Here is a 25,543-nt window from a genome sequence, read left to right as displayed (position 1 = left end):
GGCGGCCGCAGCGGAGGACCCGTTTTGCTGGGGTGAAATTGACGCTAGGTTTTTGTCATGGCCGACACCGCTGCAGTTCTGGCTTGCAACACCGATGCGTTGCGTAGCGAGTACGACGTTGTGATCCTCGGCTCCGGCTATGGAGGCGCGATCACCGCGGCGCGGCTGGCAACCGCCAACGCGGCAGCGGGCGGCAAACTCGACATCGCGGTGCTGGAACGGGGCGCCGAGCACCCCACCGGAACCTTCCCCGAAACCGAGAAGGCCGCGCTTGGCGAACTTCGCTCGCGCTCGAATCCCTTGGGCCTCATCGAGATCGAACGCTTCAAGACCATCGACGTGATCCACGCCAGCGGACTTGGCGGCACCTCGTTGATCAACTTCAATGTGGCGATCGTCCCCGATCGGGAAGTGTTCCTGGCGTCATGGCCGCGGGAGTTCCGCGCGTTGGTGGAACAGCAGCGTGAGGGTGTTGGCGGCCTGGACGAATACTTCGGCCGAGCCCGCCGCATGCTCGGCGCCGTGCCCTATGCGGAGAACGTGCCGCTGCGTCGCGTCGAAGCGTTCACCCAGATCGCCAAGAACGCGGGTGCCCAGCTGCAGATCCTGGACATCACGGTCAGCGCCGAAGACCGCGTGACCAGATACGGCGTACAGCGGCGGCGCTGCCCCAACCACGGTGGCGATGGCACCGATGACAACACCGGTTCGAAGAACACCCTGATGACCAACTATCTGCCGATGGCCGCACGCCATGGCGCCCAGATGTTTTGCGGCATCGAAGCGGAGCGCATCGAAGCCGCGGACGACGGCCGCTGGCGGGTGATCGCTGGGCGCACCGGGCGCAAAGGTCAAGGCTCGCGCAAGGGCCAAGACGGCGATGTCGTCATCACCGGCCGTCACGTCGTGGTCTGTGCCGGCGCGCTGGGCAGCAACGGAATCCTGATGCGCTCGAGAGATGCCGGGCTGAAACTGTCTGGGCGGCTGGGTAAGAACTTCAGCGGCAACGGCGATAACTTCGCGATCGCCTACAACACCGACATGCGCACCGATACCCAAACCTGGGCGACCACCGATGGGCCGCCGCGATCCGAGCTGACTTGCGGGCCGAGCATCACCGCGGTGATGCGTTTCGGCGCCGACCAATCCGACGTGCGTAAGCGGTTCACCGTGGAGGACTTGTCGCTGCCCCGCGCGCTCGTCGACAGCTTCCGCTTGGGGCTGATGGGGCTGGCCGCGGCCAGCTATCGCGACCTGCGGCCGACCAAACTTGACCGCTGGCGTCGTGACGTCACCTTCAACACCGACGGCGCGATGAACCACTCGCTCGGATTCCTGATCATGGTGCACGACAACTCCGACGGCGAACTGGTGCTACGCAAGAACGGCACCGTCAAGGTCGACTGGCCGGGGGCCCCGACCGAAGCGGTCTACCGCGACGTCGACGCGATCATGAAACCCGCTGTCGAGGCGATTGGTGGGACGTACATCAAGAATCCGCGATGGGACAAGCGCTTCCTCGGCAAGCACCTGATCACCGCCCATCCGATGGGTGGGTGTGCCACCGCCGACAACGTCGACGCCGGCGTAGTCGACCACGCCGGGCACGTGTATCACCCCGATGGCGGCACCTACGACGGGCTCTACGTGTGTGACGCGTCGGTCATCCCGCGAGCCATCGGGGTGAACCCGTTTCTGACCATCTCGATGTTCGCCGAACGCACCGCCGAACTGATGCGTCGCGAACTTGGCCTGCCCGGCTATGACCCCGTTACCGAACTCGACGACCGCGTCTGAGCCGTCCGTCTGGGTGGCTGCGCGGGCCTAGCAGAGGCCGTTGGGAATCCCGCGCGCCGGCTGGGTCTCCTGCGTGGGCATCACCTGCGGGAACGGCACCCGGTAGGGGACCGCCGTCTTCGTCACGGCGCCCAGGACATAGTTGGGCACGCACTGGGGCAGCTTCTGGACGGCGTTGATCGCGGGGTGGCTGAGGTTGGGGCGCGATGAATTCGGCGGGACCGCGAAGTTGAACGTCGAGGTCATGTCACCGACCAGGCCGTTGCGCCAGGCGCTGATGTTGGGGACCGGAACGCCAAACCGCGTCTCGATCAACTTCAGTTGAGAGGTGTGGTCGAACGTGTCGTGGACCATCAGCGGGCCCCGGCTGTAGGGCGAGATGACAAAGCATGGCACGCGATAACCCAAACCGATCGGTCCACGTATGCCACCGGAGCCGGTGACCGCGTCGATGTTGGGCACGGTGATCCACTCGCCGGGAGTTCCCGGGGGAGCCGTGGTCGGCGTGACATGGTCGAAGAATCCGCCGTTTTCGTCGTAGCTGACGATGAGCGCCGTCTTTTCCCACACCGCCGGATTGGAAAGCAGGATCCGCAGCACGTCCACAATCGCCACGGCGCCCACATTCACCGGGAACGCCGGGTGCTCGGACAACAGGAACCCCGGCAGCACCCAGGAGACCTTGGGCAGCCGGTTGTTGCGGACATCGGAGACGAAGTCTCTGGGGTAGGTCGGCGCGATGCCGTAACGGGCTAGATTCGTCCGCGGATTCTGGGCCTGCTTGAAATCATTGAGCATCCCGTCATAGCCGATGACCGTATTGTTCAGCGCCCCCAGCAGCTTGTTCTGGTAGATCTTCCAGCTGACCCCGGCATCCTCGAGATTGTCGGGCATGGTGCGCCAACTGAACCGCCCCTGGGGTTGGATGTTGGGGTCTACCAGCAGCGGCCCCCCGTTGGCGCCATCGGGATCGATAGTGCCGCTCATCCAATAGAGCCGGTTTGGCGACGTTCCTCCGATGAGCGAGCAAAAGTAGCCGTCGCAAATCGTGAACGTATCGGCCAGCAGGTAGTGGATCGGGATGTCTTCGCGCTGGTAATAGCCCATCGTCACCGGGGTGTTGCCCTGCAGCGCACTGACCGCGGCTTGGGCCGGCAGCCAGTTGTCGTTGCCGCCGTTGTTCCAGGCGTTGTGCATGGCGATCCAGTCGTGTCCTGGGTCGTTGACACACTCACCGGCAACGAGCGGGCCTCGCGTGGTGTCGAAGCGGTAGGGGATCGTGGTTCCGGCCGGATCGTTGGACTGTGTTTGGGGGTTCCAGCCTTTCTGGGCGAACAGCGGTGAGCCGCGTCGAATCCGTTGGTGCCCGAAAGCTTGCCGAAGTAGTGGTCGAACGACCGGTTCTCCTGCATGAACAACACGATGTGCTCGATGTCGCTCAGGTGACCCGAACATGGCCCCGCTGCGTAGGCCTTTTCGATGACCGGGCCGGCCAAGGACATGAAGGCACCGGCCCCGCTGGCGGCGGCGGCCTTGGCCAAAAACTCGCGACGCGACATCGCATCGACGGGGCTCTTGCTCACCGCCTACCTTCCCTGTGCGTTTGTGGGAGGAACGGTATACGCCGGCGATGCTTTGCTGCGCCAAGTCGACCGGCGTGTTGGAGGCAAGTTCGGATTCGCTGTCGGCCGATCCGGTTCGGCACCGGCGGGACCGGGAGCGTTCCATGATGCTGGCGTAGCGGCGGCAACGGCGCCTGGCTGTTCGGAGCCAACGGGGCTTGGCCGCCGCGTCGTTACACCAGCCAGGCCGCCGCATCGGGCGCCAACGCGCCGTCGACTAGTGGCGCGCTGGCCAGCAGCAGCTCGCGGTCCGGGAGCGTCAGCGGGCGGTCGCCGGCGTTGAGCGCGCACACCAACCCAGCCGGGCGGCGAAATATCAACGCGCCGCGTGGGGCGCTCAGCCACCGGATTTCGTTTCCGTCGAATTCCCTACGCTTCCTGCGTAATTCGAGCGCACGCCGGAAAAACGCCAACGTCGAACCGGCATTCTCAAGCTGCTTTTCGACGGTCAGCGCCGCCCATTCGGGCGGCATCGGCAACCAGGTGTCAGCGCAGCTGGAGAACCCGAACGGGGGAGTCGTACCCGACCACGGCATCGGAACCCGGCACCGGTCACGGCCGCGTTCGGTACGTCCGGAACGTTCCCAGGTCGGGTCCTGCAACACCTCGTCGGGCAGGTCCACATCCGGCAGCCCGAGTTCCTCCCCGTTGTAGAGGAACACGGCGCCCGGCAGGGCGAGCATGAGCATCGCCATGGCCCGGGCCCGGTGCAGCCCCGTGGTCCCGCCGCCGTAGCGGGTGACCTCCCGGCCCACATCGTGATTGGCCAGTGTCCAGGTGGGAGCGGCGTTCGCCATCGCGGCGGCCTGCAGCGAGTTCTGCACCGCGGCGTGAATCTCGGCCGCATCGAAGTCGGTTCGCGCCAGCCGGAAATTGAAACCCAAATGCAGCTCATCGGGTCGCAGATACTGCGCCCAGCGAGCGTTGTCGTGTACCCACACCTCGCCGACGGTCACCGCGGCCGGGTACTCATCGATGACCGTCCGGATGTCGCGGTGAATCGCGTGCACATTCGGGTGGTTGAAGCGCGGATCGTCGTCGGTGTGGCGCAATACCTCTGCGACGTCCGATGTGTCCGGAAGCCCGGGTGGTTTGGCCATGCCGTGCGCAACGTCGATACGGAAGCCGTCCACCCCGCGTTCCAGCCAGAAGCGCAGCGTTTTCTCGAAGTCGTCGAAGACGTCGGGGTTGTCCCAGTTCAGATCTGGTTGTTCGGTATCAAACAGATGCAGATACCACTGGCCGGGCGTGCCGTTCGGATCGGTCACCCGGGTCCACGCCGGTCCGCCGAAGACTGACTCCCAGTTGTTGGGCGGCCGCACGCCGCCGGGTCCGCGCCCGTCGCGGAAGAAGTACCGATCTCGGTCGATGCTGCCTGGTCCTGCGGCAAGCGCGGCCTGAAACCAGGGATGCGCCGAACTGGTGTGGTTGGGCACCACGTCCATGATGATCTTGATGCCGCGCCGGTGCGCCGCCGCGATGAGCCGCTCGAGTGCGGCCATGCCGCCGAACAGTGGGTCGACGTCGCGGGGATCGGAGACGTCATAGCCATGGTCTGCCATCGGCGACACCGTGACGGGGTTCAGCCAGATCCCGTCGACACCGAGGTGGGCCAGGTGATCGAGCCGGGCCGCGACCCCGTCCAAGTCACCAACACCGTCGCCGCTGCTGTCCGCGAACGATCGGGGATAGACCTGGTAGAAAACCGCGGTGGACCACCACGGCTTCGCTTCGTCGCCGTCGGCCGCCATCAAAATGGTGAGTTGACCAGTTGAGTGGGCGGCCATTTCCAGGTAGTCGAGCAACTCGCGACGATGATCGTCGTCCAGGGTCTGCGAATCGACGGCAGCGACGGCTGTGTGCATGCACCGCAGCCAGGCGTCGCGCTCGATCGGCGTGATCCGGAAAGGCATGTGCCGCATCCTCATCCTGGGGTGTCCGCGCTGCTCAGAATAGGTGCGCGGGCCGCCCCAATACTGCTCGAGGAACATCCGCAGGCGTTCTTCCGCGCCCGATAGGTCCTCTTCGGGATACAGCGGGCGCAATATCTCGTCCTCGGCGACTAACTCGTAGAAGCGGGACACGATTGTTTCGAAGGTCTTGGCCCCCCCGACAGCGTCGTAGAAGGGCTCGGTCATCTGATCCATCCCTTCCATTGTGGGCCATTTGTCTTGGCTGGCTGTTGCGGGCGACCCGTTAGACCCTGTTGTTCACCCAAGTGACACGGCGTCGACGTGGCAAAAGGCGTGCGATCGGCGGCAAATCGTGGTGGACTGTTGCCCGGAGGATCTATGGCGCAGGGCAAGAAGCGCCGCGGCCACCGCAACCACGGCGCCGCGGCCAGCATGACTGGGACCGCGTCATGTCTGCACAGTGTCGATACCCATCCGCCCAACCGCCACGAGACCGCGTCGATCTGGAGCCGCCGGCGGGTGCTGCTGCTGAACTCCACCTACGAACCGCTCACCGCCTTGCCGATGCGCCGCGCGATCGTCATGGTGATCTGTGGCAAGGCTGACGTGGTGCACGACGACCCGGCAGGGCCGGTCATCCACTCGGCGACCCAAACCATCGTGGTTCCTTCGGTAATCCAACTGCGGACCTACGTCCGGGTGCCCTACCGTGCCCGGGTTCCGATGACCCGTGCCGCGCTGATGCACCGTGACCGTTTCTGCTGTGCCTACTGCGGGGCGAAAGCCGACACCGTCGACCACGTCGTGCCGCGCAGTCGCGGGGGTGAGCATTCGTGGGAGAACTGCGTTGCGTGCTGCTCAGCGTGCAATCACCGCAAGGGTGACAAGCTGCTCACCGAACTTGGTTGGTCACTGCGCCGAACGCCGCTGCCGCCGACCGGTCAGCACTGGCGACTGCTCTCGACGATCAAGGAATTGGACCCATCCTGGGCCCGATACCTCGGCGAGGGCGCTGCCTAGCGTTGTCATCGCGACTGGCCGACACTGTCGCGGTGATCAAATTCGTGTCCTAACTGCGCCGGGTGAACCCTCGGTGGGATACGGTTTGGGGCGTGAGCGTTATGGAGATCCATCTCTTTTTCGTCGGAATACCGTTGTTCTTGGTGGTTGTCCTGGGAGCGATCTTCTTGACCCGCAAGGGACCGCACCCGGCCACCTACGAACTGTCGGAGAAATGGACGCATCCCCCGATCCTGTGGGCCGCCACCGATGAGGCTGTCGGAGACGCCCACGGACACGGCGGGCATGGTTCCTCGGAATTCTCAGTTGGAGGTGGCGCCAGTGGCACATGGTGACGTAGCGACGATCGAGCCCACCGACCTGCCGCGGGGTTCGGTATTCACCAGCAGCGGACGGATATCCAGGGTGACCGAACCCGGGGAATTGTCCGTGCACTACCCGTTCCCGATCGACGACCTCGTGGCCGTCGATGACGCCCTGAAGTACGCCTCGCGTGCGTCCAACGCGCGTTTCGCGGTGTACCTCGGCGATTTGGGTAGTGACACCGCCGCTCGTGCGCGCGCGATCTTGGCCAAGGTGCCGACACCCAACGACGCGGTGCTGGTTGCGGTCTCACCCGACCAATGCGCCGTCGAGGTTGTCTATGGCGCGAACCTGCGGGGGCGCGGCGCCGAGTCGGCGGCTCCGTTGGGAGTTGCCGCCGCCACGTCGGCGTTCGAGCAGGGCAACCTGATCGATGGGCTGGTCAGCGCCATCCGCGTGCTCAGCTCGGGAATCACCCCGGCCTAGTCGCCGCGCGTCTGCCCGCGAGGGTGCGCAGCTGTACGCCCAACACGGCGTGTCGGCGTACGGTTGCGCACCCTCGCGAGGGCACACGGCCGCGCTAGAGCGCGGCGTCGAACCGTCGGGCTCGCAACGACCGCTTGACCGCGTCCTGGCCCTCGGACACCAGCCGCCGCAGCGCGGGTGCTAGCTCGGGGTCGGCCAGGAAACGGTTGGCGGCGGCAACGCCTTCCTCGGTGATGTCCCAGTAGGGGTACAAGCCGATTACCACCGATTGGGCGACCTCGCTCGATCGGCGCTCCCATACCCCGAGAATCACCTCGAAATAGCGGGCGGTGAAGGGCTTGAGCAGCTCACCTTGTCCGGGGGCGCCGATTCCCGCGATGATGGCTCGGCCGGTGGCGTTGGCCAGCGTGTCATCCTCGACCACCGTGGTGAACGCGCGGTCTTTGACCGGGAACTGCGGCCGCGCCGCACGGGCGTGCGCACTGCTGCGCTTGCCGGTGGCGGTCGGGTCGCGCTTTTCCTCGGCGTCGATGCGGGGTGACTCCGGTCCATCGCTGTCGATGACGCCGGCGGTCGCCAGCGCGGTGACGATGCGCCAGCGCAGGTCCGTATCGACTTCCAGGCCGGCCAATCCCAACTCGGCCGGTTCATTGTCCAGCAGCGCCGCCAGCGTCTCCACATGGCGGGGCGAGAGCACCGACGTGCACAGCGCGTTGATGAAGGCCAGCTGATGATCGGACCCGGCATCGGCCGCGCGGGCCAATTCCACCAGCCGATCGGCGAACTGCGGCCAACCCGTTTCGCTGGCCCAACCCGGTTCGGCGTAGGAACCCAGCGCCGTCTGGGCTTGCAGCAGCAGTCGCTGTGCCACGCCGACTTCCGTCTCGGCGTGAATGCCGCCTGACACCAGCGACACGAAGTCACGCGCACGCAGCTCGGCCTCGCGTGTCATCTCCCAGGCCGCGGACCAAACCAGGCTGCGCGGCAACGGTTCGGCGATGTCGGCGATGCGCCCCAACGCCGTTTGCAGCGAGTCACCGTCGAGCCGCAGCGAGCAATAGGTCAGGTCGTCATCGTTGACCAGGATGAGTTTCCCGCGAGGCACACCAACCAGGGCAGGGACTTCCGACTCCGTCCCGGCGACGTCGAGTTCTTCTCGATGGACTCGCACCAACTTTCCCGACCCGCCGGCGACATCGTCGTCGTAGACGCCCACCGCCAGCCGATGCACCCGGGTCTCGCCCGCACCGGGCGCCGCGCCACTTTGCTGCACCACAAACCGGGTAAACCGGCCGTCGGCATCGACGTCGAAGTCCGGGCGCAGCGTGTTGAGACCGGTGGTCTTGAGCCACTGCTGACCCCAATTGGACAAGTCGCGCCCGGATGCCTTTTCCAGTGCGGTGATCAGATCGCTGAATGTCGCATTGCCGAATGCGTGGGCACGGAAGTAGTCCCGCAGCCCGGCCAGGAAGTGCTCGAGTCCGACATAGGCGACGAGCTGCTTGAGCACCGAAGCGCCTTTAGCGTAGGTGATCCCATCGAAGTTCACCTCCACCGCCGCCAGGTCGGGAATGTCCGCGGCGATCGGATGGGTCGAGGGCAGCTGGTCTTGCCGGTAAGCCCAGGATTTCTCGACCGTGGCGAAGGTTGTCCAGGCCTCGGTGAATTCCGTGGCCTCGCTTTGGCACAGCACCGAAGCGAAAGTCGCGAAGGATTCGTTGAGCCACAAGTCGTCCCACCAGGTCATGGTGACCAGGTCGCCGAACCACATGTGCGCCATCTCATGCAGCACCGTCTCGGCGCGCCGCTCGTAGGAGGCCCGGGTGACCTTGCTGCGGAACACGTAGTCCTCGAGGAAAGTCACCGCGCCGGCGTTCTCCATGGCACCGGCATTGAACTCCGGGACGAACAACTGGTCGTACTTGCCGAACGCGTAGGGAATGCCAAAGTGCTTGTGGTAGAAGCCAAATCCCTGCTTGGTTTGGGTGAACAACCGCTCGGCGTCCATGTACTGCGCCAGCGACGCGCGGCAGTAGATGCCCAGGGGAATGTCGCCGTGTTCGTCGCTGTAGGTGTCGTTCCAGACTGCGTACGGTCCAGCGATCAGTGCCACCAGATAGGTGCTCATCCGGGGGGTGACCCCGAAGCTGTGCACGGCGGCCGACTGGCTCTGTGAGACCTCGACCGCGGCGGCGTTGGATATCACCTTCCAGTGTTGAGGCGCGGTCACCCGGATCTCGAAAGTGGCCTTCAGATCGGGCTGATCGAAGCAGGCGAACATGCGCTTGGCATCGGCGGTCTCGAACTGCGAGTACAGGTAGGCCTCGCCGTCAACCGGGTCGACGAAACGATGCAGGCCTTCGCCGGTGTTGGAGTACCTGCAGTCGGCATCGACGATGACGACATTGCGATGCGACAGCCCGCGCAGGGGGATTCCGGTGGATTCGTCGTAACCAGAGACATCCAGCTCTTGGCCGTTGAGGCTGGCGCTGCGGACGCCCTCGGCGGCGATGTCGATCACCGTATCGGCGCCGGGCAGCGCGTCGAACATCACGGTGGTGGTCGAGCGGAACGTGCGCTCGCCGGTCACATCGAGGTTGACCTGGTAACTGTCGACCGTGATCAGGGCGGCGCGTTCGACAGCTTGATCCCGGGTGAGGTTTGGAAGAGCCACGGCGTCCAAGATATCGGCTGCGCTGGCACTGCACACGACAGCCCCGCTGCAAGATCGTGGTAAGGCTGGCCGGTGCTGTGGTCAGTGGTGCCCTGGGCAAGCGGGGCCAACCCGATTCGCCTGCCCGCGATAATCATCCACCGGTGAATTACGTTCCCCCACAACGCATTTGCGAGAAATTGTAGTGCCGACTCGGCTAGGGTGTGGTGCCAATGCTCTCGAATTTTGATGGTCGGTAAGTGCTAGCGGTGCCGTGGCTGATAGGAGACTGAGCGATGTCCTTTGTGGTGGTGGACCCGGAGATGGTGGCGGCGACGGCAGCGGATTTGGCGAATATCGGTTCGACGATCGGCGCGGCCAATGGTGCCGCGGCGGCTACGACGAGGGCGGTGCTTGCCGCGGGGGGCGATGAGATCTCGGCGGCCGTAGCCGCGTGCTTCGAGGCGCAGGCTGAGGCCTATCAGACCTTCGGTGCCCACACAGCGGCACTTCACGACCAGATTGTGCGGGCGTTGACTGCGGGTGCGGGCGGCTATTCCGCAGTTGAGGCGGCCAACACTTCGCTGCAGCAGGCCGCGAATCTGGTGACCTCTCCAGTTCAGACACTTACCGGGCGGCCATTGTTCGGCAATGGCGCCGATGCGACGACCCCGGGCGCCAACGGCGGAAATGGTGGGTGGCTCATCGGTAGCGGTGGTGACGGGGCGGCCGGCGGCGTGGCCGGCCAGGCCGGCGGCAATGGCGGTAGCGCCGGGCTCATCGGTGATGGCGGTAACGGCGGCACGGGTGGGTTCGGTGCGGCAGGGGGTACCGGTGGCGCGGGCGGGATGCTGTTCGGCAATGGCGGCAACGGCGGCGCGGGGGGCGTTGGTGTCACCGCGGGCCTAGGTGGCAACGGCGGTGCCGGCGGCAGTGCGGGGCTGTGGGGTCACGGCGGCAACGGCGGAATCGGCGGGGCAGGCGGGGCCGGGGCCGATGGCGTCAATCCTGTCCCGGCTGACGCCCCATTCAGCTACGCCGATAGTGGCCAGCAGGGTCATGACGTCATCGATGGCACCGCTGCTGGCGGCCACGCCGGCGCCGACGGAACTACCGCCGGGGAGATCGGCGACGTGGGTGGCCGTGGCGGCGCCGCCTGGGCCCAATCACCAACGGGTACCCCCAATGTCACCGGTGGTGCTGGTGGCGGCGGCGGTGACGGGGGTTCCGGCGCGATGGGCGGCGGCGGCGGTGCCGGCGGCGACGCCACCGCAGGGACCGGGGCGGTTGCCACTGGTGGTGCTGGTGGCGCCGGCGGCGCCGGAGCCATCGGCGGAGCCGGCGGAGCGGGTGGTTCCGCCGGTACCGTGCTCGGCACCGGCAGTGCCCACGGCGGGGCCGGCGGGGCCGGCGGGGCGGGCGCGGCGGGTGGCATCGGTGGCGCGGGGGGCAGCGCGGATGTGAACGCGAATGTCTTTCCCGGGCAATCCGCGACCGGCGGCAACGGCGGTATGGGCGGACGCGGCGGTGATGGCGTTGCTGCCGGCCTTGCCGGCGACGGCGGCAATGGTGGTGTCGGCGGTCAGGGTGGACTGCTGTTCGGAGATGGCGGCATCGGTGGTGCCGGTGGTGGCGGCGGTATCGGCGGAACCGGCGCTGTCGGTGGCGGGGGTGGTGCCGGCGGAGCCGCTGGCGACGGCGCGTTCGGCGGTGGCCCGTTCCACACCGGGCAGGGTGGTGTCGGCGGTGATGGCGGTGCCGGCGGTGATGGCGGCAACGGCGGAAATGGCGGCGCCGGTGGCGCGGGCGGGCTGATCGGTCACTCCGGTGGTTCGGGGCTCGGCGGTGCCGCCGGCGGTGGCGGAAGCGGCGGGGCCGGTGGTTTGGGCGGCGCCGGTGGGTTCGGTGAGGGTGGGGGTGCTGCGGCCGGTGCCAACGGTGCGACCGGTGCGACCGGCAACTCGGGCCACTCCGGCCAGGCCGGCTGACCGGGGAGAAAATGCATCTCCCTCGGTGGGGCGATCCGGGAACAATCAGCGGGTGGCCCCGGTTGCGCTGAATTGGCCACCGACGAGAGGACCGCACGCCATGCCCGATCAGGCCGCCGAAAAATCTATTGCCGACTTCTGGTTCGACCCGCTGTGCCCGTGGTGTTGGATCACCTCGCGCTGGATCCTCGAGGTGGAGAAGGTCCGCGACATCGAAGTGAACTTCCGGGTGATGAGCCTTGCCATCCTGAACGAGAATCGCGAAGGTCTGCCCGAGCAATATCGCGAAGCCATGGCCAAGGCGTGGGGACCGGTGCGGGTAGCGATTGCGGCGGAGCAGGCGCACGGTGCCGGTGCGCTGGCCTCGCTCTACACCGCGATGGGCACCCGGATTCACAACGAGGGCAACAAAGACCTCGATGAGGTGATCAAGCTGTCGCTGGCCGACGCTGGTCTGCCCGCCGATCTGGCTGCGGCCGCCACCAGCGACGCCTATGACGATGCGCTGCGCAAGAGCCACCATGCCGGGATGGACGCGGTGGGCGATGACGTCGGCACCCCGACCATCCACGTAAACGGTGTCGCCTTTTTTGGGCCGGTGCTGTCCAGGATTCCGTGGGGCGAACAAGCCGGCAAGCTATGGGACGCCTCGGTGACTTTCGCCGCCTACCCGCACTTCTTCGAGCTCAAGCGGACCCGCACCGAGCCGCCCGAATTCGACTGAACGCGGGTGCGTAACCGCTTGGCCAAGTGCTGAACATCGCCGGTCAGGCGCATCTATAATCCGGCCAGTGTCGATTCCCGGCCGATCGGATGTGCGGAATTATGACTGTGCGGCCTGCTAGGTAGTCGTCGATGACTACCCCGCTGGATCAGCCCCCAGCTACCGATCCACGGGCGAGCAAGAAGTGTCCCGACCGCACCCGCTGGCTGTATTTCGCGGTCATCGGCGCGGTGATCCTCGGGGTGATCGCCGGGCTGGCTGTGCCGTCGATCGGCCCACACGTCGCGGTCCTCGGGACGACATTCGTCAACCTGATCACCATGATGGTTGCGCCGGTGATCTTCTGCACCATCGTGTTGGGCATCGGTTCGCTGAACCGGGCCGCGCTGCTCGGCAAGGTCGGGGGACTGGCGTTCCTCTACTTCTTGGTGATGTCAACGGCGGCGCTGGGGATCGGCCTTTTCGTCGGCAACCTGATTGGGGCGGTTCGCGGTCTGCATCTGTCCGTCGAGTCAATGGGCAGCGGCGTCGAGGTGGCCGACGCGGCGCCGCCGTCGGGCTGGATGCACGGCCTGCTCGATCAGGTCATCCCCACCTCGTTGTTGTCGGGTCTGACGAATGGCAACGTGCTGCAGGCACTGTTTGTGGCGCTGTTGGTCGGCTTCGCGGTCCAGGGCATGGGCGCTGCGGGTGAGCCCATCCTGCGTAGCGTCGAGTACCTGCAGAAGCTGGTTTTCAAGATGCTTGGCATGCTGCTGCGGCTGGCGCCCATCGGCGCATTCGGCTGGATCGCCAGCATCATCGGGGCCACCGGTTGGGGTGCCGTGGCCAACCTGCTGATCCTGTTGGTTGGCTTCTACCTGACGTGTGCGGTGTTCGTGTTCGGTGTGCTGGGCGTGTTGCTCTACGTGGTTTCTGGGGTGTCGATCTTCCGGCTGGTTCGCTACCTGGCCCGGGAGTATCTGCTGATCTTCGCCACGTCGTCGTCAGAGGCGGTGTTGCCGCGACTTGTCGCCAAGATGAAGCACCTGGGCGTCGAACCCGCGACCGTCGGGGTGGTGGTGCCCGTCGGGTATTCGTTCAACCTCGATGGCACCGCGCTGTGTCTGACCATGGCGTCGCTGTTCATCGCCGACGCACTCGGACGGCCGTTGGCGCGGGGCGAGCAGATCTCGCTGCTGGTGTTCATGATCTTTGCCTCTAAGGGCGCCGCCGGCGTGAGTGGTGCGGGTCTGGCCGCGTTGGCCAGCGGCTTGCAGGCCTATCGTCCCGAGCTCCTCGGTGGTGTCGCGCTGGTCGCGGGGACAGACACCTTCATGAAGGAGGCCCGTTCGCTGACGAACTTTTCGGGCAACGTGGTCGCGACAATCCTGGTGGGCTGGTGGACCAAGACGATTGACCGGGCAAAGGTCGACGCGGTACTGCACGGTCGCGATCCGTTTGACGAGTGGACCATGATCGATCGGGACGACGCGCCGCCGACGGGCGTCGCTGAGTCTTGAGCGGGCCGAGCCCGCCGGTTCGCCCAACGTGGCGCGACACGCCGCGCTTTGCATAGCTGACTTCCGCCAGGGAAGGATGTCGGGCATGCGCGTCTACCTGGGGGCCGACCACGCCGGCCTGGAGCTCAAACAGCAGATCGTCGAGCACCTGAAAGCAACTGGGCACGAGCCGATCGACTGCGGTGCATTCACCTATGACGCCGAGGACGACTACCCGGCGTTTTGCATCGCCGCCGCGCAACGCACCGTGGCAGACTCGGGCAGCCTGGGCATCGTGCTGGGCGGATCGGGCAATGGTGAGCAGATTGCCGCCAACAAGGTCCCCGGTGCCCGCTGCGCTCTGGCCTGGAGCGAGCAAACCGCATCGTTGGCGCGCGAGCACAACAACGCGCAGCTCATCGGCATCGGCGGTCGGATGCACACCGTTGCCGAGGCGCTGGCTATCGTCGACGCCTTCCTGTCCACACCGTGGTCCAAAGCCGAGCGGCATCAACGTCGAATCGACATCTTGTCCGAGTACGAGCGGACCCACCAAGCGCCGCCGGTGCCCGGCGCTCAGGACTGAGAGCACCTGTGCCCGAAGGGCATACGTTGCACCGGTTGGCGCGGTTGAATCAGCGCCGGTTCGCCGGTGCGCCGGTGGTGGTATCGAGTCCGCAAGGCAAATTCGCGGACTCGGCCGGCGCGGTAGATGGCCGAGTGTTGCGCGCCGCCAGCGCATGGGGCAACCATCTGTTCCATCACTATGCCGGCGGTCCGGTGGTGCACGTGCACCTGGGTCTCTACGGGGCTTTCACCGGTTGGGTACGTTCTGCCGGTGAGCTTCTTCCCGACCCGGTCGGGCAGGTGCGGATGCGGATGGTTGGTGCCGAATACGGCACCGACCTGCGCGGGCCCACCGTATGTGAGGTGATCGACGACGCCCAGGTTGCCGATGTGCTCGCCCGGCTGGGACCTGACCCCTTGCGTAAGGATGCCGACCCGTCGTGGGCGTGGGCTCGGATCGCCAAGTCGCGCAGGCCGATCGGTGCACTTCTGATGGGCCAGAAGGTGATGGCGGGGGTCGGCAACGTCTATCGCAGCGAGTTGTTGTTTCGGCACCGCATCGACCCGTACCGCAGCGGTCAGCGGATCACCGAAGCGGAGTTCAGCGCGGCCTGGACCGATCTGGTGGCACTGATGAAAGTCGGTTTGCGCGGCGGCAAGATCGTTGTGGTTCGTCCCGAACATGACCACGGGGCACCGTCGTACGCGGCGGGACGGCCTCGCACCTACGTGTACCGGCGCGCGGGAGATCCATGCCGGGTGTGTGGGGCCACGGTCGGTACGGTCGTACTCGAGGGCCGCAACGTCTTTTGGTGCCCCTCCTGTCAGGCGTGATCTTGATCACTATCTAGGTGCGCAACGTGACGTCACCTGACTTGCGTTCTGGCACTTCGGTTGTCGGCCCCAGGTTGGGCACGATTCTTCAGATTGGCTACAGGTTGGCCGGGTAAGTCTGGTGCCTATGAAAACTTACCCACGTTTAGCTGCAACAGGCTTGGCAATGGTCCTCGGTCTGGGACTGGCCGGAGTAGGCGTCGCATCCGAGGCTGCGGCGCAGCCCGGCGCCCCCACGCAGTGGTGCCCGGGCGACTTTTGGGATCCCGGCTGGGGGCAAAACTGGGACATGGGTCACTGTCACGACAACTGGCGTGGGCCAGGACCCAACCCCCAGCCCGGTCACGCAGGTCCGGGAGGGCCGGGAGCGCCCGCACCTGGGCAGCAGGGACCGGGCGGGCCGGGTGGTCCCGGGGCCGGGAGAGGGGCTGGGCGGGCCGGGTGGTCCGCACTGATCCCTGACGACGCCTAGCCGGATGGCCGCACCCTGCCGACATCGGTTCGGCAGGGTGCGCTCGTTCGGGTTGGCCGCGGCGAGCTAGTCCGCGGCAACGTCAAGTGCCGCGTAGACCTCGTTGCTCAACGCGACGCTGCGCGGGTCGGCGTTGGCCTTGCTGGCGTCGAAGCGGTTCATCACGTACGCATAGCCGATCCGGTGTTCGAGGTCGACGAAACCGAACGACCCGCCCAGGCCGCCATGGCCGAAGATTTTCTGGTTGGGACCGTTTACGGCGCGCTGGTTGAGCATGTACCCCAAGCCCCAGCCGTGATCGGCGACCCGCGGCCCGAGCACCAGGTCGGTGTCGAAGCCGCCCTGCGAGACCCGGACCAGATCCATGTGCTCGCGGCTCAGCAGTTTCTCCTGCGCCAGTGCGTTGTAGAACGTTGCCAATCCCAGCGCGGAGACCTGCGCGTTGGTGCCGGGGAACTCCAGCTGGCGCCACAGGTGCAGGTCGTTGGAGCCAAGTTCGTCATCGGGGGCAAACCCCATCGCAATCGACAGCCCCGCCTTGGGGTGGTCGTCGAGGCTGGTGGGGTCGCTGGGGGCTTGCACATCGGCCAGCAGGTCTCGGGCGTGCGGCTTGTTGACCCGCTCGGCGCAGCGGCTCTGGTCGAAGGGGGACAGGCCGATGTGGACGTCGGCGCCGATCGGTTCGGCGATCTCGGTGCGCAGATACTGCCCGACCGTGCGCCCGGTGATCCGGCGGAATACCTCGCCGAGGATGAAACCGAACGTGGTCATGTGGTAGCCCTGGGCGCTACCCGGCTCCCACCGCGGCTCGGCCAAGGCCAATTGCTCGCACACGAAATCCCAGTCGGTGACTTGTTGCCAGCTCATTCGCGCGTTGGGGCCGATCACACCGGAGCGGTGGCTGAGCACCATGGCCACGGTGATGGCTTCCTTGCCCGCCTGCCCGAATTCGGGCCAATAGCGGGCGACCGGAGCGTGTAAGTCCAGTTCACCGCGGTCGGCGAGCTGGTGGACACAGGTGGCCGTGAGCGGCTTGCTGCCGGACAACACGGTGGTCAGGGTGTCTTGCCGCCACGGCCGGGTACCGGCGGCGTCCGCGGAACCGCCCCAGAGATTGACGACCAGATCACCGTCCACCCACACCGCGACGGCTGCTCCGACCTCCATGCCCTGGGTGAAGTTCCGTTCAAAGGCAGCACGCACTCTTTGGAACTTCCGCGCACATGAGCCGTAAATATCGACGTCGCTCATGGCGCCTTTCTGTGGTGCATAGGCCGTGCTTGGAGCGGGCGACGGGAATCGAACCCGCGTAGCTAGTTTGGAAGACTAGGGCTCTACCATTGAGCTACGCCCGCATGTAGCAAGTCGAGCGAAACTCTACGTGGTGGCTGAGATCAAATCTAATCGACGCAGTCATGTGACCGCTTGGGACGCGGCGCGACTTCCTCGAGGACCCTGTCGGACCCTGGAGGTCCTTGCAGGCCCGCCGCCGCCGGGCCGTAGGATCGCGAGGTCAGTCCGGGGTGTAGCGCAGCTTGGTAGCGCATCCGCTTTGGGAGCGGAAGGCCGCAGGTTCAAATCCTGTCACCCCGACCAACTCACCGCCACGAACAACCACCAAGGAGCAGATCCGTGAAGAGCAGTGTCGAGCAGTTGAGCCCCACCCGGGTTCGCATCAAGGTGGAGGTGCCCTTCGCCGAACTCGAGCCTGATTTCCAGCGGGCCTACAAAGAGCTGGCCAAACAGGTGCGGCTGCCCGGCTTCCGGCCGGGGAGGGCGCCGGTCAAGCTTCTCGAGGCTCGCTTTGGCCGGGAAGCGATGTTGGACCAGATCGTCAACGATGCCGTGCCCAGCCGGTACGGCCAGGCGTTGGCAGAGTCCGAGATCCAGCCGCTGGGCCGACCGGACATCGAGGTGACTCAAAAGGAGTATGGCCAGGACCTGGCCTTTACCGCTGAGGTGGACGTTCGACCGGAAATTGCGCTGCCGGACCTGACCGGGCTGTCGGTTTCGGTGGATGCGAGCGAGGCCACCGACGACGAGGTCAACGCCGAGTTGGAGTCGTTGCGTGCCCGGTTCGGCACGCTGACCGGAGTGGAGCGCCCGGTGGCCACGGGGGACTTCATCTCGATCGACTTGTCGGCGGCTGTCGACGGCGAGGACGTGCCTAACGCCGCCGCCGAAGGGTTGTCCCACGAGGTCGGCTCCGGCCGGCTTATCGCGGGTCTCGACGATGCGGTGGTCGGATTGTCGGTGGACGAGTCGCGGGTATTCACCGCCAAGCTGGCGGCCGGAGATCACGCCGGCCGCGATGCCGAGGTCACCGTCACGGTCAAGTCGGTCAAGGAGCGCGAACTGCCCGAACCCGACGACGAGTTTGCGCAGTTGGCCAGTGAGTTCGACACCATCGACGAGCTGCGCGCAAGCCTTCGCGAGCAGGTGCTGCAAGCCAAGCGGGTCGGCCAGGCGGAGCAGATTCGCAACGCCACCATCGACGCCCTGCTCGAGCGGGTCGACGTGCCGACGCCGGAGTCGTATGTGCAGGCGCAGTACGAGGGTGTGCTGCACAGCGCACTCAGCGGCATCAACAACGACGAGGCCAGGTTCAACGAACTGCTCGTTGAGCAAGGATCTTCGCGTGACGCGTTCGACGCTGAGGCCAGGACCGCCTCGGAGAAGGACGTCAAGCGGCAATTGTTGCTGGACGCCCTGGCCGATGACCTCAAGGTCCAGGTCGGTCAGGAAGACGTGACCGAACGCCTGGTCCTCACGTCGCGCCAGTACGGCATCGAACCGCAACAGCTGTTTGCCTACCTGCAGGAAAACAACCAGCTTCCGTCGATGTTCGCCGACGTTCGGCGCGAGTTGGCGGTCAAGGCCGTGGCCCAGGCCGCGACGGTGACCGACACCGACGGCAACACGATCGACACCAGTGAGTTCTTCGGCAAGCCGCCGGAGAACGACGTAACGGACTTGTTGGACGACGACGCCGACGGAGACGCCGGCGTGGACGCCGATGGGGATACAGAAAATTCAGCAGAGCCCGCCGACGCGGACAGCGCCGACGCGGCCCAGGGGGCCGGCTAAGGCCACATGGCATGACGCTGTGAGCGAACGCGCCGACTTCAGGGGTGCGTGGGCGCCACACAGTGGGTGCGGTTGGTTAGGGTCGGACACAGAAGAACTCGAGAAAGCAGGTAACCCAGTCGTGACTGACATGCGTTCGAACTCGCAGGGTCTCAATCTCACGGACTCGGTCTATGAGCGCTTGCTCTCCGAGCGCATCATCTTCCTGGGGTCGGAGGTGAACGATGAAGTCGCCAACCGGCTGTGCGCGCAGATTCTGTTGCTCGCCGCCGAAGACGCCAGCAAGGACATCAACCTCTACATCAACTCGCCGGGTGGATCGATCAGCGCCGGCATGGCGATCTACGACACCATGGTGCTGGCCCCCTGCGACATCGCCACGTATGCGATGGGCATGGCCGCCTCGATGGGCGAGTTCCTGTTGGCGGCGGGCACCAAGGGCAAGCGTTACGCGTTGCCACACGCCCGCATCCTGATGCACCAGCCGCTGGGTGGGGTGACCGGTAGTGCGGCCGACATCGCGATTCAGGCCGAGCAGTTCGCCGTCATCAAGAAGGAGATGTTCCGGCTCAACGCCGAATTCACCGGCCAGTCGATCGAGCGTATCGAGGCGGATTCGGATCGCGACCGCTGGTTCACCGCCCCCGAAGCTCTGGAATACGGTTTCGTCGATCACATCATCACCCGCGCCGCCCACGTCAACGGAGAAGCACAGTGAATCCTCAGGTCCAGCCCCAGGCGCGGTACATCCTGCCGTCGTTCATCGAGCACTCCAGCTTCGGGGTCAAGGAATCCAACCCGTACAACAAGCTGTTCGAGGAACGCATCATCTTCCTCGGCGTCCAGGTCGACGACGCGTCGGCGAACGACATCATGGCGCAGCTGCTGGTGCTGGAGTCGCTGGACCCCGACCGTGACATCACCATGTACATCAATTCGCCGGGCGGCGGGTTCACCTCGCTGATGGCGATCTACGACACCATGCAGTACGTGCGGGCGGACATCCAGACGGTATGTCTGGGACAGGCCGCTTCGGCCGCGGCCGTGTTGCTGGCCGCGGGAACCCCGGGCAAGCGCATGGCGCTGCCCAATGCGCGAGTGCTGATCCACCAGCCGTCGTTGTCGGGCGTCATCCAGGGACAGTTCTCCGACCTGGAGATCCAGGCCGCCGAGATCGAGCGGATGCGCACCCTGATGGAGTCCACGCTGGCCCGCCACACCGGCAAGGATCCCTCGGTGATTCGCAAGGACACCGACCGGGACAAGATCCTGACCGCCAAAGAGGCAAAGGACTACGGGATCATCGACACGGTTCTGGAGTACCGCAAGCTCTCGGCCCAGAACGCCTGAGGCGCGGCCGGAATTTCGTTGACGGGCGACGGTCAGTACGACCGCGCTCGGCTGTCTTAGTCGAGGTCTGACCCGGCGAGTTGGCTCTCGTCGGGGTCGGGGCTCTCGTCAGAGTCGGGGCGGGCAAAGCGCCGCAAGCCCAGGACGAACGCGGCCGCCAGTAACACCGAGGCGCATCCCAGCGCGATTCGGATGCCCTGCATGAAGTCCGAATCGGCGGCGCTGACGATATTGGTTTCCTGCGCCGACGTGATGCGGTGTCGCGGCCCGATGAAGGCCGCGTGCGCATGCGGATTGGCGCTGTCCACGATGGTGTCGACAACGATCGAGCGCACGACGGGATCGGGCAGGTCATCTTCCATGCTGTCCGGCAGTGTGGCGCCCAACCATGCGGCCAGAATCGAGCCCAAGAAGGCGACACCAAAAATTCCGCCCATGGACCTTTGCAGGTTGAGCAGGCCGGCGGCCATGCCGGCGCGGTGATCATCAACCTTGGTCATACCAAGGTGTAGCAGCGGTGTGACGCTGCCGCCGGCCCCCGCGCCGAAGACGGTCAGTCCCATCAGGGCGAGCGCGGGCACATGGCCCATCGCGGTGACGAACAGCACCAGCCCGGTGACCATGGCAGCCAGACACGTCACCACCGGCAGCCGCGGGCCCCATTTGTTGACCGCCGCGCCCGCCAGCAGGCTCGCCATCCCAAATCCCGCGGGCACCGGCAACATCATCAGGCCCGCGTGCAGCGGCGACAGGTCGCGCACATTCTGGAAGAACTGCGTGATCACCATCAGCGTCCCAAAGAAGCAGGACATCACCACGAAATAGACGATCAGCACAGACCGGTACACCGGCTCGGTGAACAACTGGAGATCGATCAACGGAAACGGGGCGCGCCGTTCATGCCGGATGAAAGTCCACAACAACGCGACGATGATCAACAGCAGTGAGGTCAGCACGATGACCGACCGCTGCTGAAACCGAGGTGCCTCGATGATCGTGTACGCCAGCACCGCGATCCCGGGCACGAAGGTCAGCTGTCCCACCCAATCCAGCTCGGTCGGGTCAGGATCCCTGGACTCGTCGACACCGATCAGGGTCAGCACCAACACGATCGCGCCGAGCGGCACGTTGACCGCGAACACGCTGCGCCAGCCAAGGGTCTCCACCATCAGTCCGCCCAGCGCCGGTGCCGACGCGGCGCCGACCATCCCAATGGCCATCCAGTCCGCGATGGCCCGCGCCTTCATGCGCTGATCGGGAAAGGCGTGGCTGAGCAGGGCAAGTGACAACACCGATATGAACGATGCGCCCAGGCCCTGGATCACTCGGGCCGCGGTGAACATGCCGAGATTGATCGGGAGCACGCAAACCACCGAACTTGCGACGAACAGGGCCAGTCCGACAAAGAATCCGCGCCTGCGGCCGTAGCGGTCGCCCAGCAAGGCGCAGCTCATCAACATGGCCGCCATCCCCAGGCTGTATCCGGCGACTGCCCACTGAAGACCTTGCTCGCCGGTGGGAAACACCCTTTGGATACTGGGCAATGCGACGTTGACGATATTGACGTCCACGAACACCATGAAGATGCCCAGCCCCGTTGCCGCCACGGTCAGCCGCTGGCGTCGGGTCATGACGACATTGTCAGTGGCGGGGGCAGTGGCGGGTACCTCAGCGCTGCCTGACGTGGTTGGGGGTTCGCCGATTTCGCCTGGGTTGCTCATAGCCCGCCTTGACCTTTCGCGTGGACAGGGAATGCGGCTAGAAGTTCGTCGGCTGGGTTTGACGGCTTTGACGGGCCCGCGGATCGGGGAGCAGGCCGGGACCCCAGGGCGGACCACGAGGCCGGTCGGCGGCCGGCGCTGCCAAACCATGCGTTGCCGAGCATCGCTCTCACAATGCTCAACACTAGGGAAACTGACGTAGTAGCAACTGCGTTTTACGCAGCTTTTCCAACGCCGGCTCGGTGACGGGGGATCAGGGCTCAACCGTGGGCGCCGGCGGGACTGGGCGCCGACGCGAGCCGCCGACCTCGATCAGTGCAGAAACATCAGCCAACCGCGCAACGTCGCTGTAGGGTTGTCGCCTGGGGGCTTGGTAGCCATGAGTTTCGCCAGCTGACGGGCCTCGGTGGCGTAACGACCACGACACGCCAGAGAAACGTACAGCGCGTCTCGGCGAGTAGTGGGAGCCGTTGGGCTATATGTTGCATTCAGACGAAAGGCACGAATAACCCAGCGAATACCAAGGACGCTATTCGGTGTTAACGGTCGCGGTGGGCCGGAGCAAGCGGGTAGCGTCGGGGGGGTACACGCGGCACGGCAAGACGAACGGCGAACAGGAAGTAGGCCCTCACCAAAATGGCGCGCATAGGAGACGGCGGCGACTTGCTGAAGTGCTCATTCTGCGGAAAGAGTCAGAAACAGGTCAAGAAGCTCATAGCTGGCCCCGGTGTGTACATCTGTGATGAGTGCATCGATCTGTGCAACGAGATCATCGAAGAGGAACTCGCTGACGCCGACGATGTGAAACTCGACGAACTGCCCAAGCCGGTCGAGATCCGGGAATTCCTCGAGGGCTACGTCATCGGCCAAGACACCGCGAAGCGCACGCTCGCCGTCGCGGTCTACAACCACTACAAGCGGATCCAGGCCGGCGAGAAGTCTCGCGATTCCAGGTGCGAGGCCGTGGAGCTGACCAAGTCCAACATCTTGATGCTCGGGCCTACCGGATGCGGTAAGACCTACCTGGCCCAGACCCTGGCCAAAATGCTGAACGTGCCGTTCGCGATCGCCGACGCCACCGCGCTGACCGAGGCGGGTTATGTGGGTGAAGACGTCGAGAACATCTTGCTCAAACTCATTCAGGCCGCCGACTATGACGTGAAGCGCGCCGAGACCGGCATCATCTACATCGACGAGGTCGACAAGATCGCTCGCAAGAGCGAGAATCCCTCCATCACGCGCGATGTCTCCGGTGAGGGTGTTCAGCAGGCCCTGTTGAAGATTCTGGAGGGCACCCAGGCTTCGGTGCCCCCGCAGGGCGGCCGCAAGCATCCGCACCAGGAATTCATCCAGATCGACACCACGAACGTGCTGTTCATTGTCGCGGGTGCATTCGCCGGGCTGGAGAAGATCATTTACGAGCGGGTCGGCAAGCGCGGTCTGGGCTTCGGCGCCGAAGTGCGCTCCAAGGCCGAGATCGACACCACCGACCACTTCGCCGAAGTGATGCCCGAGGACTTGATCAAGTTCGGGTTGATCCCCGAATTCATCGGTCGGCTCCCGGTCGTTGCCTCCGTCACCAACCTGGACAAAGAGTCCTTGGTCAAGATCTTGTCCGAACCGAAGAACGCACTGGTCAAGCAGTACACCCGGCTCTTCGAAATGGATGGTGTGGAGCTGGAGTTCACCGATGACGCGCTGGAAGCGATCGCCGACCAGGCGATCCACCGCGGCACCGGCGCTCGCGGGCTGCGGGCCATCATGGAAGAAGTCTTGCTGCCGGTGATGTATGACATCCCGAGCCGTGACGACGTCGCCAAAGTGGTGGTCACCAAGGAGACCGTGCAAGACAACGTGTTGCCGACGATCGTGCCTCGCAAGCCGTCACGTAGTGAGCGCCGCGACAAGAGTGCTTAACCGGCGCTGATGCCGGGCGCTTCCGGTCGCAAGCCGGCGTCATCGACCGAGTCGAGTGACGCCGGCTTCGCTGATTCGATGGCGGCCTACGATGCGCTGCCGCGGCGAGTGGTCCATGCGCTGGACCTGGTGAACTTCTCGCTGGCTGACGTCCGCGATGGCTTGGGTCCGTACCTGTCGGTGTACCTGTTGGTGACCAACAACTGGGACCAAGCCTCGATCGGGTTTGTGATGGCTGTCGGCGGCATCGCGGCCATCGTGGCGCAGACACCGATGGGCGCGTTCGTGGACCGGACGAAGGCCAAGCGGGCGTTGGTCATCACCGACGCCTTGGCGGTCACCGCGAGTGCGCTGGCGATGCCTCTGTTTCCCGAACTCCGCTCCATCTCGTTGCTGCAGGTGCTCACCGGGATCGCCAGCTCGGTCTTTGCTCCGGCGCTGGCTGCAATCACGCTGGGCATCGTCGGCCCGCAGCTGTTCGCCAGGCGGATCGGGCGCAATGAATCCTTCAATCACGCGGGCAACGCCACGGCCGCCGCCATCACCGGTGGGTTGGCCTTCTTCTTCGGGCCGGTGGTGGTGTTCTGGGTGCTTGCCACCATGGCGGCGATGAGCGTCGTGGCAACCCTGCGTATTCCGCATGATGCGATCGATCATGACCTCGCCCGCGGTATGGATCACGCGCCCGGGGAACCGCATGCTCAGCCATCAGGCTTTGGGGTGCTGCTGCACAACCGCACATTGATGATCTTCGCGGCGGCCGTTGTCGCTTTCCACTTCGCCAACGCGGCCATGCTGCCGCTGGTTGGCCAGGTGCTGGCCCTGCACAACAGGGACGAGGGCACGGCGTTGATGTCGTGGTGCATCGTGGCGGCCCAGGTGGTGATGGTGCCCGTGGCGTACGTGACCGGAAGCAGGGCCGATGCCTGGGGACGAAAGCCGATCTTTCTGGTGGCGTTCGCCGTCTTGACCGCTCGTGGCTTTCTCTACACGCTGTCGGACAACTCGTACTGGCTGGTTGGGGTCCAGTTGCTCGACGGCATTGGCGCCGGCATCTTCGGAGCGCTGTTTCCGCTTATCGTCCAGGACCTCACCCACGGAACGGGTCACTTCAACATCAGCCTTGGCGCCATCACCACGGCGGTGGGGGTCGGCGCGGCGTTGTCCAACTTTGCTTCCGGCTGGGTGGTCGTCACTGCGGGCTACAACGTGGCCTTCATGTCCCTTGGTGCGATCGCTGGCGCGGGCTTCATCTTGTACTTGCTTGCGATGCCGGAAACGGCATCGGCAAGACTTGCCGGGCGTTGAGTTGCGGTGGCTGTGCGCGGCGGGCTGGCGTCGTGCGCCACGCTCGGCGCGGCCGGGGCGGAAGAAGTGACCAATACCACACTTTTCTTCGGCCGCCGTTATCGCCCCCTCTGACGTCGGGTTTGCGATGTATGTCCCCTGTACACGGGACATTTCGGCGTCATTGTCCCCTTAGGGAGGTGGCATGAGGTTGCCATACACTCCTTATGTAAGTGCCATAATCGGTACTGCCAGTGACACAAAATCGTGAGGGCGGGGAGCCACTCCGACGACGCGTAATCTAGAGATTTGGCGCGGAGT

19 protein-coding genes, 2 tRNA genes and 2 pseudogenes are annotated in these 25,543 nt (G+C 65.3%); 16 read left to right on the top strand and 7 right to left on the bottom strand.

Translation table 11 applies throughout. The annotated features are described in order from the left end of the window. Window positions 1–57 precede the first annotated feature (57 nt). A complete protein-coding gene (locus SHTP_RS18505) occupies window positions 58–1,797 on the top strand; it encodes a GMC oxidoreductase (RefSeq protein ID WP_096371400.1) in 1,740 nt (579 codons plus the stop codon). Between the two features lie 27 nt (window positions 1,798–1,824). Here SHTP_RS18505 and SHTP_RS18500 read toward each other — a convergent pair. The 3 genes and pseudogenes from SHTP_RS18500 to SHTP_RS28045 form a co-directional block, all read right to left on the bottom strand. Continuing rightward, window positions 1,825–3,356 (bottom strand): annotated as a pseudogene (locus SHTP_RS18500) (phospholipase C). A gap of 236 nt (window positions 3,357–3,592) precedes the next feature. Continuing rightward, the gene (locus SHTP_RS18495) at window positions 3,593–5,206 is read right to left on the bottom strand and encodes a glycoside hydrolase family 13 protein (RefSeq protein ID WP_276527071.1); all 1,614 of its coding nucleotides are present in this window, start codon (window positions 5,204–5,206) and stop codon (window positions 3,593–3,595) included. 48 nt (window positions 5,207–5,254) lie between these two features. Next, window positions 5,255–5,557, bottom strand: a pseudogene (locus SHTP_RS28045) (globin domain-containing protein); the annotation flags it as partial. A 153-nt stretch (window positions 5,558–5,710) separates the two neighbouring features. On the opposite strand from SHTP_RS28045, the gene SHTP_RS18490 reads away from it, so the two are divergent. The 3 genes from SHTP_RS18490 (at window position 5,711) to SHTP_RS18480 (ending at window position 7,141) form a co-directional block, all read left to right on the top strand. Then, window positions 5,711–6,352 (top strand): HNH endonuclease, encoded by a 642-nt coding sequence (locus SHTP_RS18490; RefSeq protein WP_015356563.1) that lies wholly within the window; start codon window positions 5,711–5,713, stop codon window positions 6,350–6,352. A 101-nt stretch (window positions 6,353–6,453) separates the two neighbouring features. After that, the gene (gene ctaJ, locus SHTP_RS18485) at window positions 6,454–6,687 is read left to right on the top strand and encodes an aa3-type cytochrome oxidase subunit CtaJ (protein WP_011741467.1); all 234 of its coding nucleotides are present in this window, start codon (window positions 6,454–6,456) and stop codon (window positions 6,685–6,687) included. Then, a complete protein-coding gene (locus tag SHTP_RS18480; protein WP_011741466.1) occupies window positions 6,674–7,141 on the top strand; it encodes a DUF5130 domain-containing protein in 468 nt (155 codons plus the stop codon). The genes ctaJ and SHTP_RS18480 overlap by 14 nt, the downstream gene beginning before the upstream one ends. A gap of 94 nt (window positions 7,142–7,235) precedes the next feature. On the opposite strand, the gene pepN is transcribed toward SHTP_RS18480, so the two are convergent. Next, window positions 7,236–9,815, bottom strand: coding sequence for an aminopeptidase N (gene pepN, locus SHTP_RS18475; RefSeq protein ID WP_096372543.1), 2,580 nt, complete (start codon window positions 9,813–9,815; stop codon window positions 7,236–7,238). Between the two features lie 275 nt (window positions 9,816–10,090). Here pepN and SHTP_RS18470 point away from each other — a divergent pair, with 275 nt between their 5' ends. From SHTP_RS18470 to SHTP_RS30735, 6 genes are all read left to right on the top strand, one after another. Then, window positions 10,091–11,782 carry a PE family protein gene (locus SHTP_RS18470; protein WP_096371398.1) on the top strand — a complete coding sequence of 564 codons (1,692 nt, stop codon included), beginning with the start codon at window positions 10,091–10,093 and terminating at the stop codon, window positions 11,780–11,782. 100 nt (window positions 11,783–11,882) lie between these two features. Further along, a complete protein-coding gene (locus tag SHTP_RS18465) occupies window positions 11,883–12,506 on the top strand; it encodes an Rv2466c family mycothiol-dependent reductase (protein ID WP_096371397.1) in 624 nt (207 codons plus the stop codon). A gap of 131 nt (window positions 12,507–12,637) precedes the next feature. Next, window positions 12,638–14,008 carry a cation:dicarboxylate symporter family transporter gene (locus tag SHTP_RS18460; protein ID WP_096371396.1) on the top strand — a complete coding sequence of 457 codons (1,371 nt, stop codon included), beginning with the start codon at window positions 12,638–12,640 and terminating at the stop codon, window positions 14,006–14,008. A gap of 85 nt (window positions 14,009–14,093) precedes the next feature. Beyond that, entirely contained in the window at window positions 14,094–14,573 is a 480-nt protein-coding gene (locus tag SHTP_RS18455) for a ribose-5-phosphate isomerase (RefSeq protein ID WP_197706196.1), read from the top strand. An 8-nt stretch (window positions 14,574–14,581) separates the two neighbouring features. Then, window positions 14,582–15,388: an Fpg/Nei family DNA glycosylase gene (locus tag SHTP_RS18450; protein ID WP_096371394.1), complete on the top strand. Its 807-nt coding sequence runs from the start codon at window positions 14,582–14,584 to the stop codon at window positions 15,386–15,388. A 127-nt stretch (window positions 15,389–15,515) separates the two neighbouring features. Further along, window positions 15,516–15,860, top strand: coding sequence for an Mtp family mycobacterial-type pilin (locus tag SHTP_RS30735; protein ID WP_477505869.1), 345 nt, complete (start codon window positions 15,516–15,518; stop codon window positions 15,858–15,860). A gap of 66 nt (window positions 15,861–15,926) precedes the next feature. Here the strand turns inward: SHTP_RS30735 and SHTP_RS18440 are convergent, their stop codons facing one another. Together SHTP_RS18440 and SHTP_RS18435 are read right to left on the bottom strand one after the other, a co-directional pair. Further along, entirely contained in the window at window positions 15,927–17,111 is a 1,185-nt protein-coding gene (locus SHTP_RS18440; protein ID WP_096371392.1) for a serine hydrolase domain-containing protein, read from the bottom strand. 30 nt (window positions 17,112–17,141) lie between these two features. Then, window positions 17,142–17,215 (bottom strand) — tRNA-Gly (locus SHTP_RS18435). A 164-nt stretch (window positions 17,216–17,379) separates the two neighbouring features. Here SHTP_RS18435 and SHTP_RS18430 point away from each other — a divergent pair. From SHTP_RS18430 to clpP2, 4 genes are all read left to right on the top strand, one after another. After that, window positions 17,380–17,456: transfer RNA gene (locus SHTP_RS18430), tRNA-Pro, on the top strand. Between the two features lie 36 nt (window positions 17,457–17,492). Continuing rightward, window positions 17,493–18,947, top strand: a complete 1,455-nt coding sequence (gene tig / locus SHTP_RS18425) for a trigger factor (RefSeq protein WP_096371391.1) — start codon at window positions 17,493–17,495, stop codon at window positions 18,945–18,947. Between the two features lie 130 nt (window positions 18,948–19,077). Beyond that, window positions 19,078–19,665 (top strand): ATP-dependent CLP protease proteolytic subunit ClpP1, encoded by a 588-nt coding sequence (gene clpP1 / locus SHTP_RS18420; RefSeq protein WP_036426435.1) that lies wholly within the window; start codon window positions 19,078–19,080, stop codon window positions 19,663–19,665. Next, entirely contained in the window at window positions 19,662–20,297 is a 636-nt protein-coding gene (gene clpP2, locus SHTP_RS18415) for an ATP-dependent CLP protease proteolytic subunit ClpP2 (protein ID WP_096371390.1), read from the top strand. The genes clpP1 and clpP2 overlap by 4 nt, the downstream gene beginning before the upstream one ends. Window positions 20,298–20,353: 56 nt before the next feature. Here the strand turns inward: clpP2 and SHTP_RS18410 are convergent, their stop codons facing one another. Next, window positions 20,354–21,928: an MFS transporter gene (locus SHTP_RS18410; RefSeq protein WP_096371389.1), complete on the bottom strand. Its 1,575-nt coding sequence runs from the start codon at window positions 21,926–21,928 to the stop codon at window positions 20,354–20,356. Window positions 21,929–22,654: 726 nt separating this feature from the next. Here SHTP_RS18410 and clpX point away from each other — a divergent pair. Both clpX and SHTP_RS18400 read left to right on the top strand, forming a co-directional pair. After that, window positions 22,655–23,935 carry an ATP-dependent Clp protease ATP-binding subunit ClpX gene (clpX, locus tag SHTP_RS18405; protein ID WP_012395407.1) on the top strand — a complete coding sequence of 427 codons (1,281 nt, stop codon included), beginning with the start codon at window positions 22,655–22,657 and terminating at the stop codon, window positions 23,933–23,935. A gap of 78 nt (window positions 23,936–24,013) precedes the next feature. After that, complete coding sequence (locus tag SHTP_RS18400; protein WP_096372542.1) at window positions 24,014–25,243, top strand: MFS transporter; 1,230 nt, start codon at window positions 24,014–24,016, stop codon at window positions 25,241–25,243. The last annotated feature ends 300 nt before the right edge of the window (window positions 25,244–25,543 follow it).

The sequence above is a fragment of the Mycobacterium ulcerans subsp. shinshuense genome (genome assembly GCF_002355775.1).
Lineage (GTDB): Bacteria > Actinomycetota > Actinomycetes > Mycobacteriales > Mycobacteriaceae > Mycobacterium > Mycobacterium marinum.
The sequence above is the reverse complement of the archived record's forward strand: the minus strand, read 5'-3'. Positions and strand labels throughout refer to the sequence as shown.

What these genes read in the sequence shown, in the direction of transcription:
- SHTP_RS18400 (WP_096372542.1), top strand. Translation starts at nt 24,014, where the DNA reads ATGGCGGCCTACGATGCGCTGCCGCGGCGAGTGGTCCATGCGCTGGAC.
- SHTP_RS18470 (WP_096371398.1), top strand. Translation starts at nt 10,091, where the DNA reads ATGTCCTTTGTGGTGGTGGACCCGGAGATGGTGGCGGCGACGGCAGCG.
- ctaJ (WP_011741467.1), top strand. Translation starts at nt 6,454, where the DNA reads ATGGAGATCCATCTCTTTTTCGTCGGAATACCGTTGTTCTTGGTGGTT.
- SHTP_RS18490 (WP_015356563.1), top strand. Translation starts at nt 5,711, where the DNA reads ATGGCGCAGGGCAAGAAGCGCCGCGGCCACCGCAACCACGGCGCCGCG.
- SHTP_RS18410 (WP_096371389.1), bottom strand. Translation starts at nt 21,928, where the DNA reads ATGACCCGACGCCAGCGGCTGACCGTGGCGGCAACGGGGCTGGGCATC.
- SHTP_RS18460 (WP_096371396.1), top strand. Translation starts at nt 12,638, where the DNA reads ATGACTACCCCGCTGGATCAGCCCCCAGCTACCGATCCACGGGCGAGC.
- clpP1 (WP_036426435.1), top strand. Translation starts at nt 19,078, where the DNA reads ATGCGTTCGAACTCGCAGGGTCTCAATCTCACGGACTCGGTCTATGAG.
- SHTP_RS18495 (WP_276527071.1), bottom strand. Translation starts at nt 5,206, where the DNA reads ATGGCCGCCCACTCAACTGGTCAACTCACCATTTTGATGGCGGCCGAC.
- SHTP_RS18505 (WP_096371400.1), top strand. Translation starts at nt 58, where the DNA reads ATGGCCGACACCGCTGCAGTTCTGGCTTGCAACACCGATGCGTTGCGT.
- SHTP_RS30735 (WP_477505869.1), top strand. Translation starts at nt 15,516, where the DNA reads ATGAAAACTTACCCACGTTTAGCTGCAACAGGCTTGGCAATGGTCCTC.
- clpX (WP_012395407.1), top strand. Translation starts at nt 22,655, where the DNA reads ATGGCGCGCATAGGAGACGGCGGCGACTTGCTGAAGTGCTCATTCTGC.
- SHTP_RS18455 (WP_197706196.1), top strand. Translation starts at nt 14,094, where the DNA reads ATGCGCGTCTACCTGGGGGCCGACCACGCCGGCCTGGAGCTCAAACAG.
- SHTP_RS18440 (WP_096371392.1), bottom strand. Translation starts at nt 17,111, where the DNA reads ATGAGCGACGTCGATATTTACGGCTCATGTGCGCGGAAGTTCCAAAGA.
- SHTP_RS18465 (WP_096371397.1), top strand. Translation starts at nt 11,883, where the DNA reads ATGCCCGATCAGGCCGCCGAAAAATCTATTGCCGACTTCTGGTTCGAC.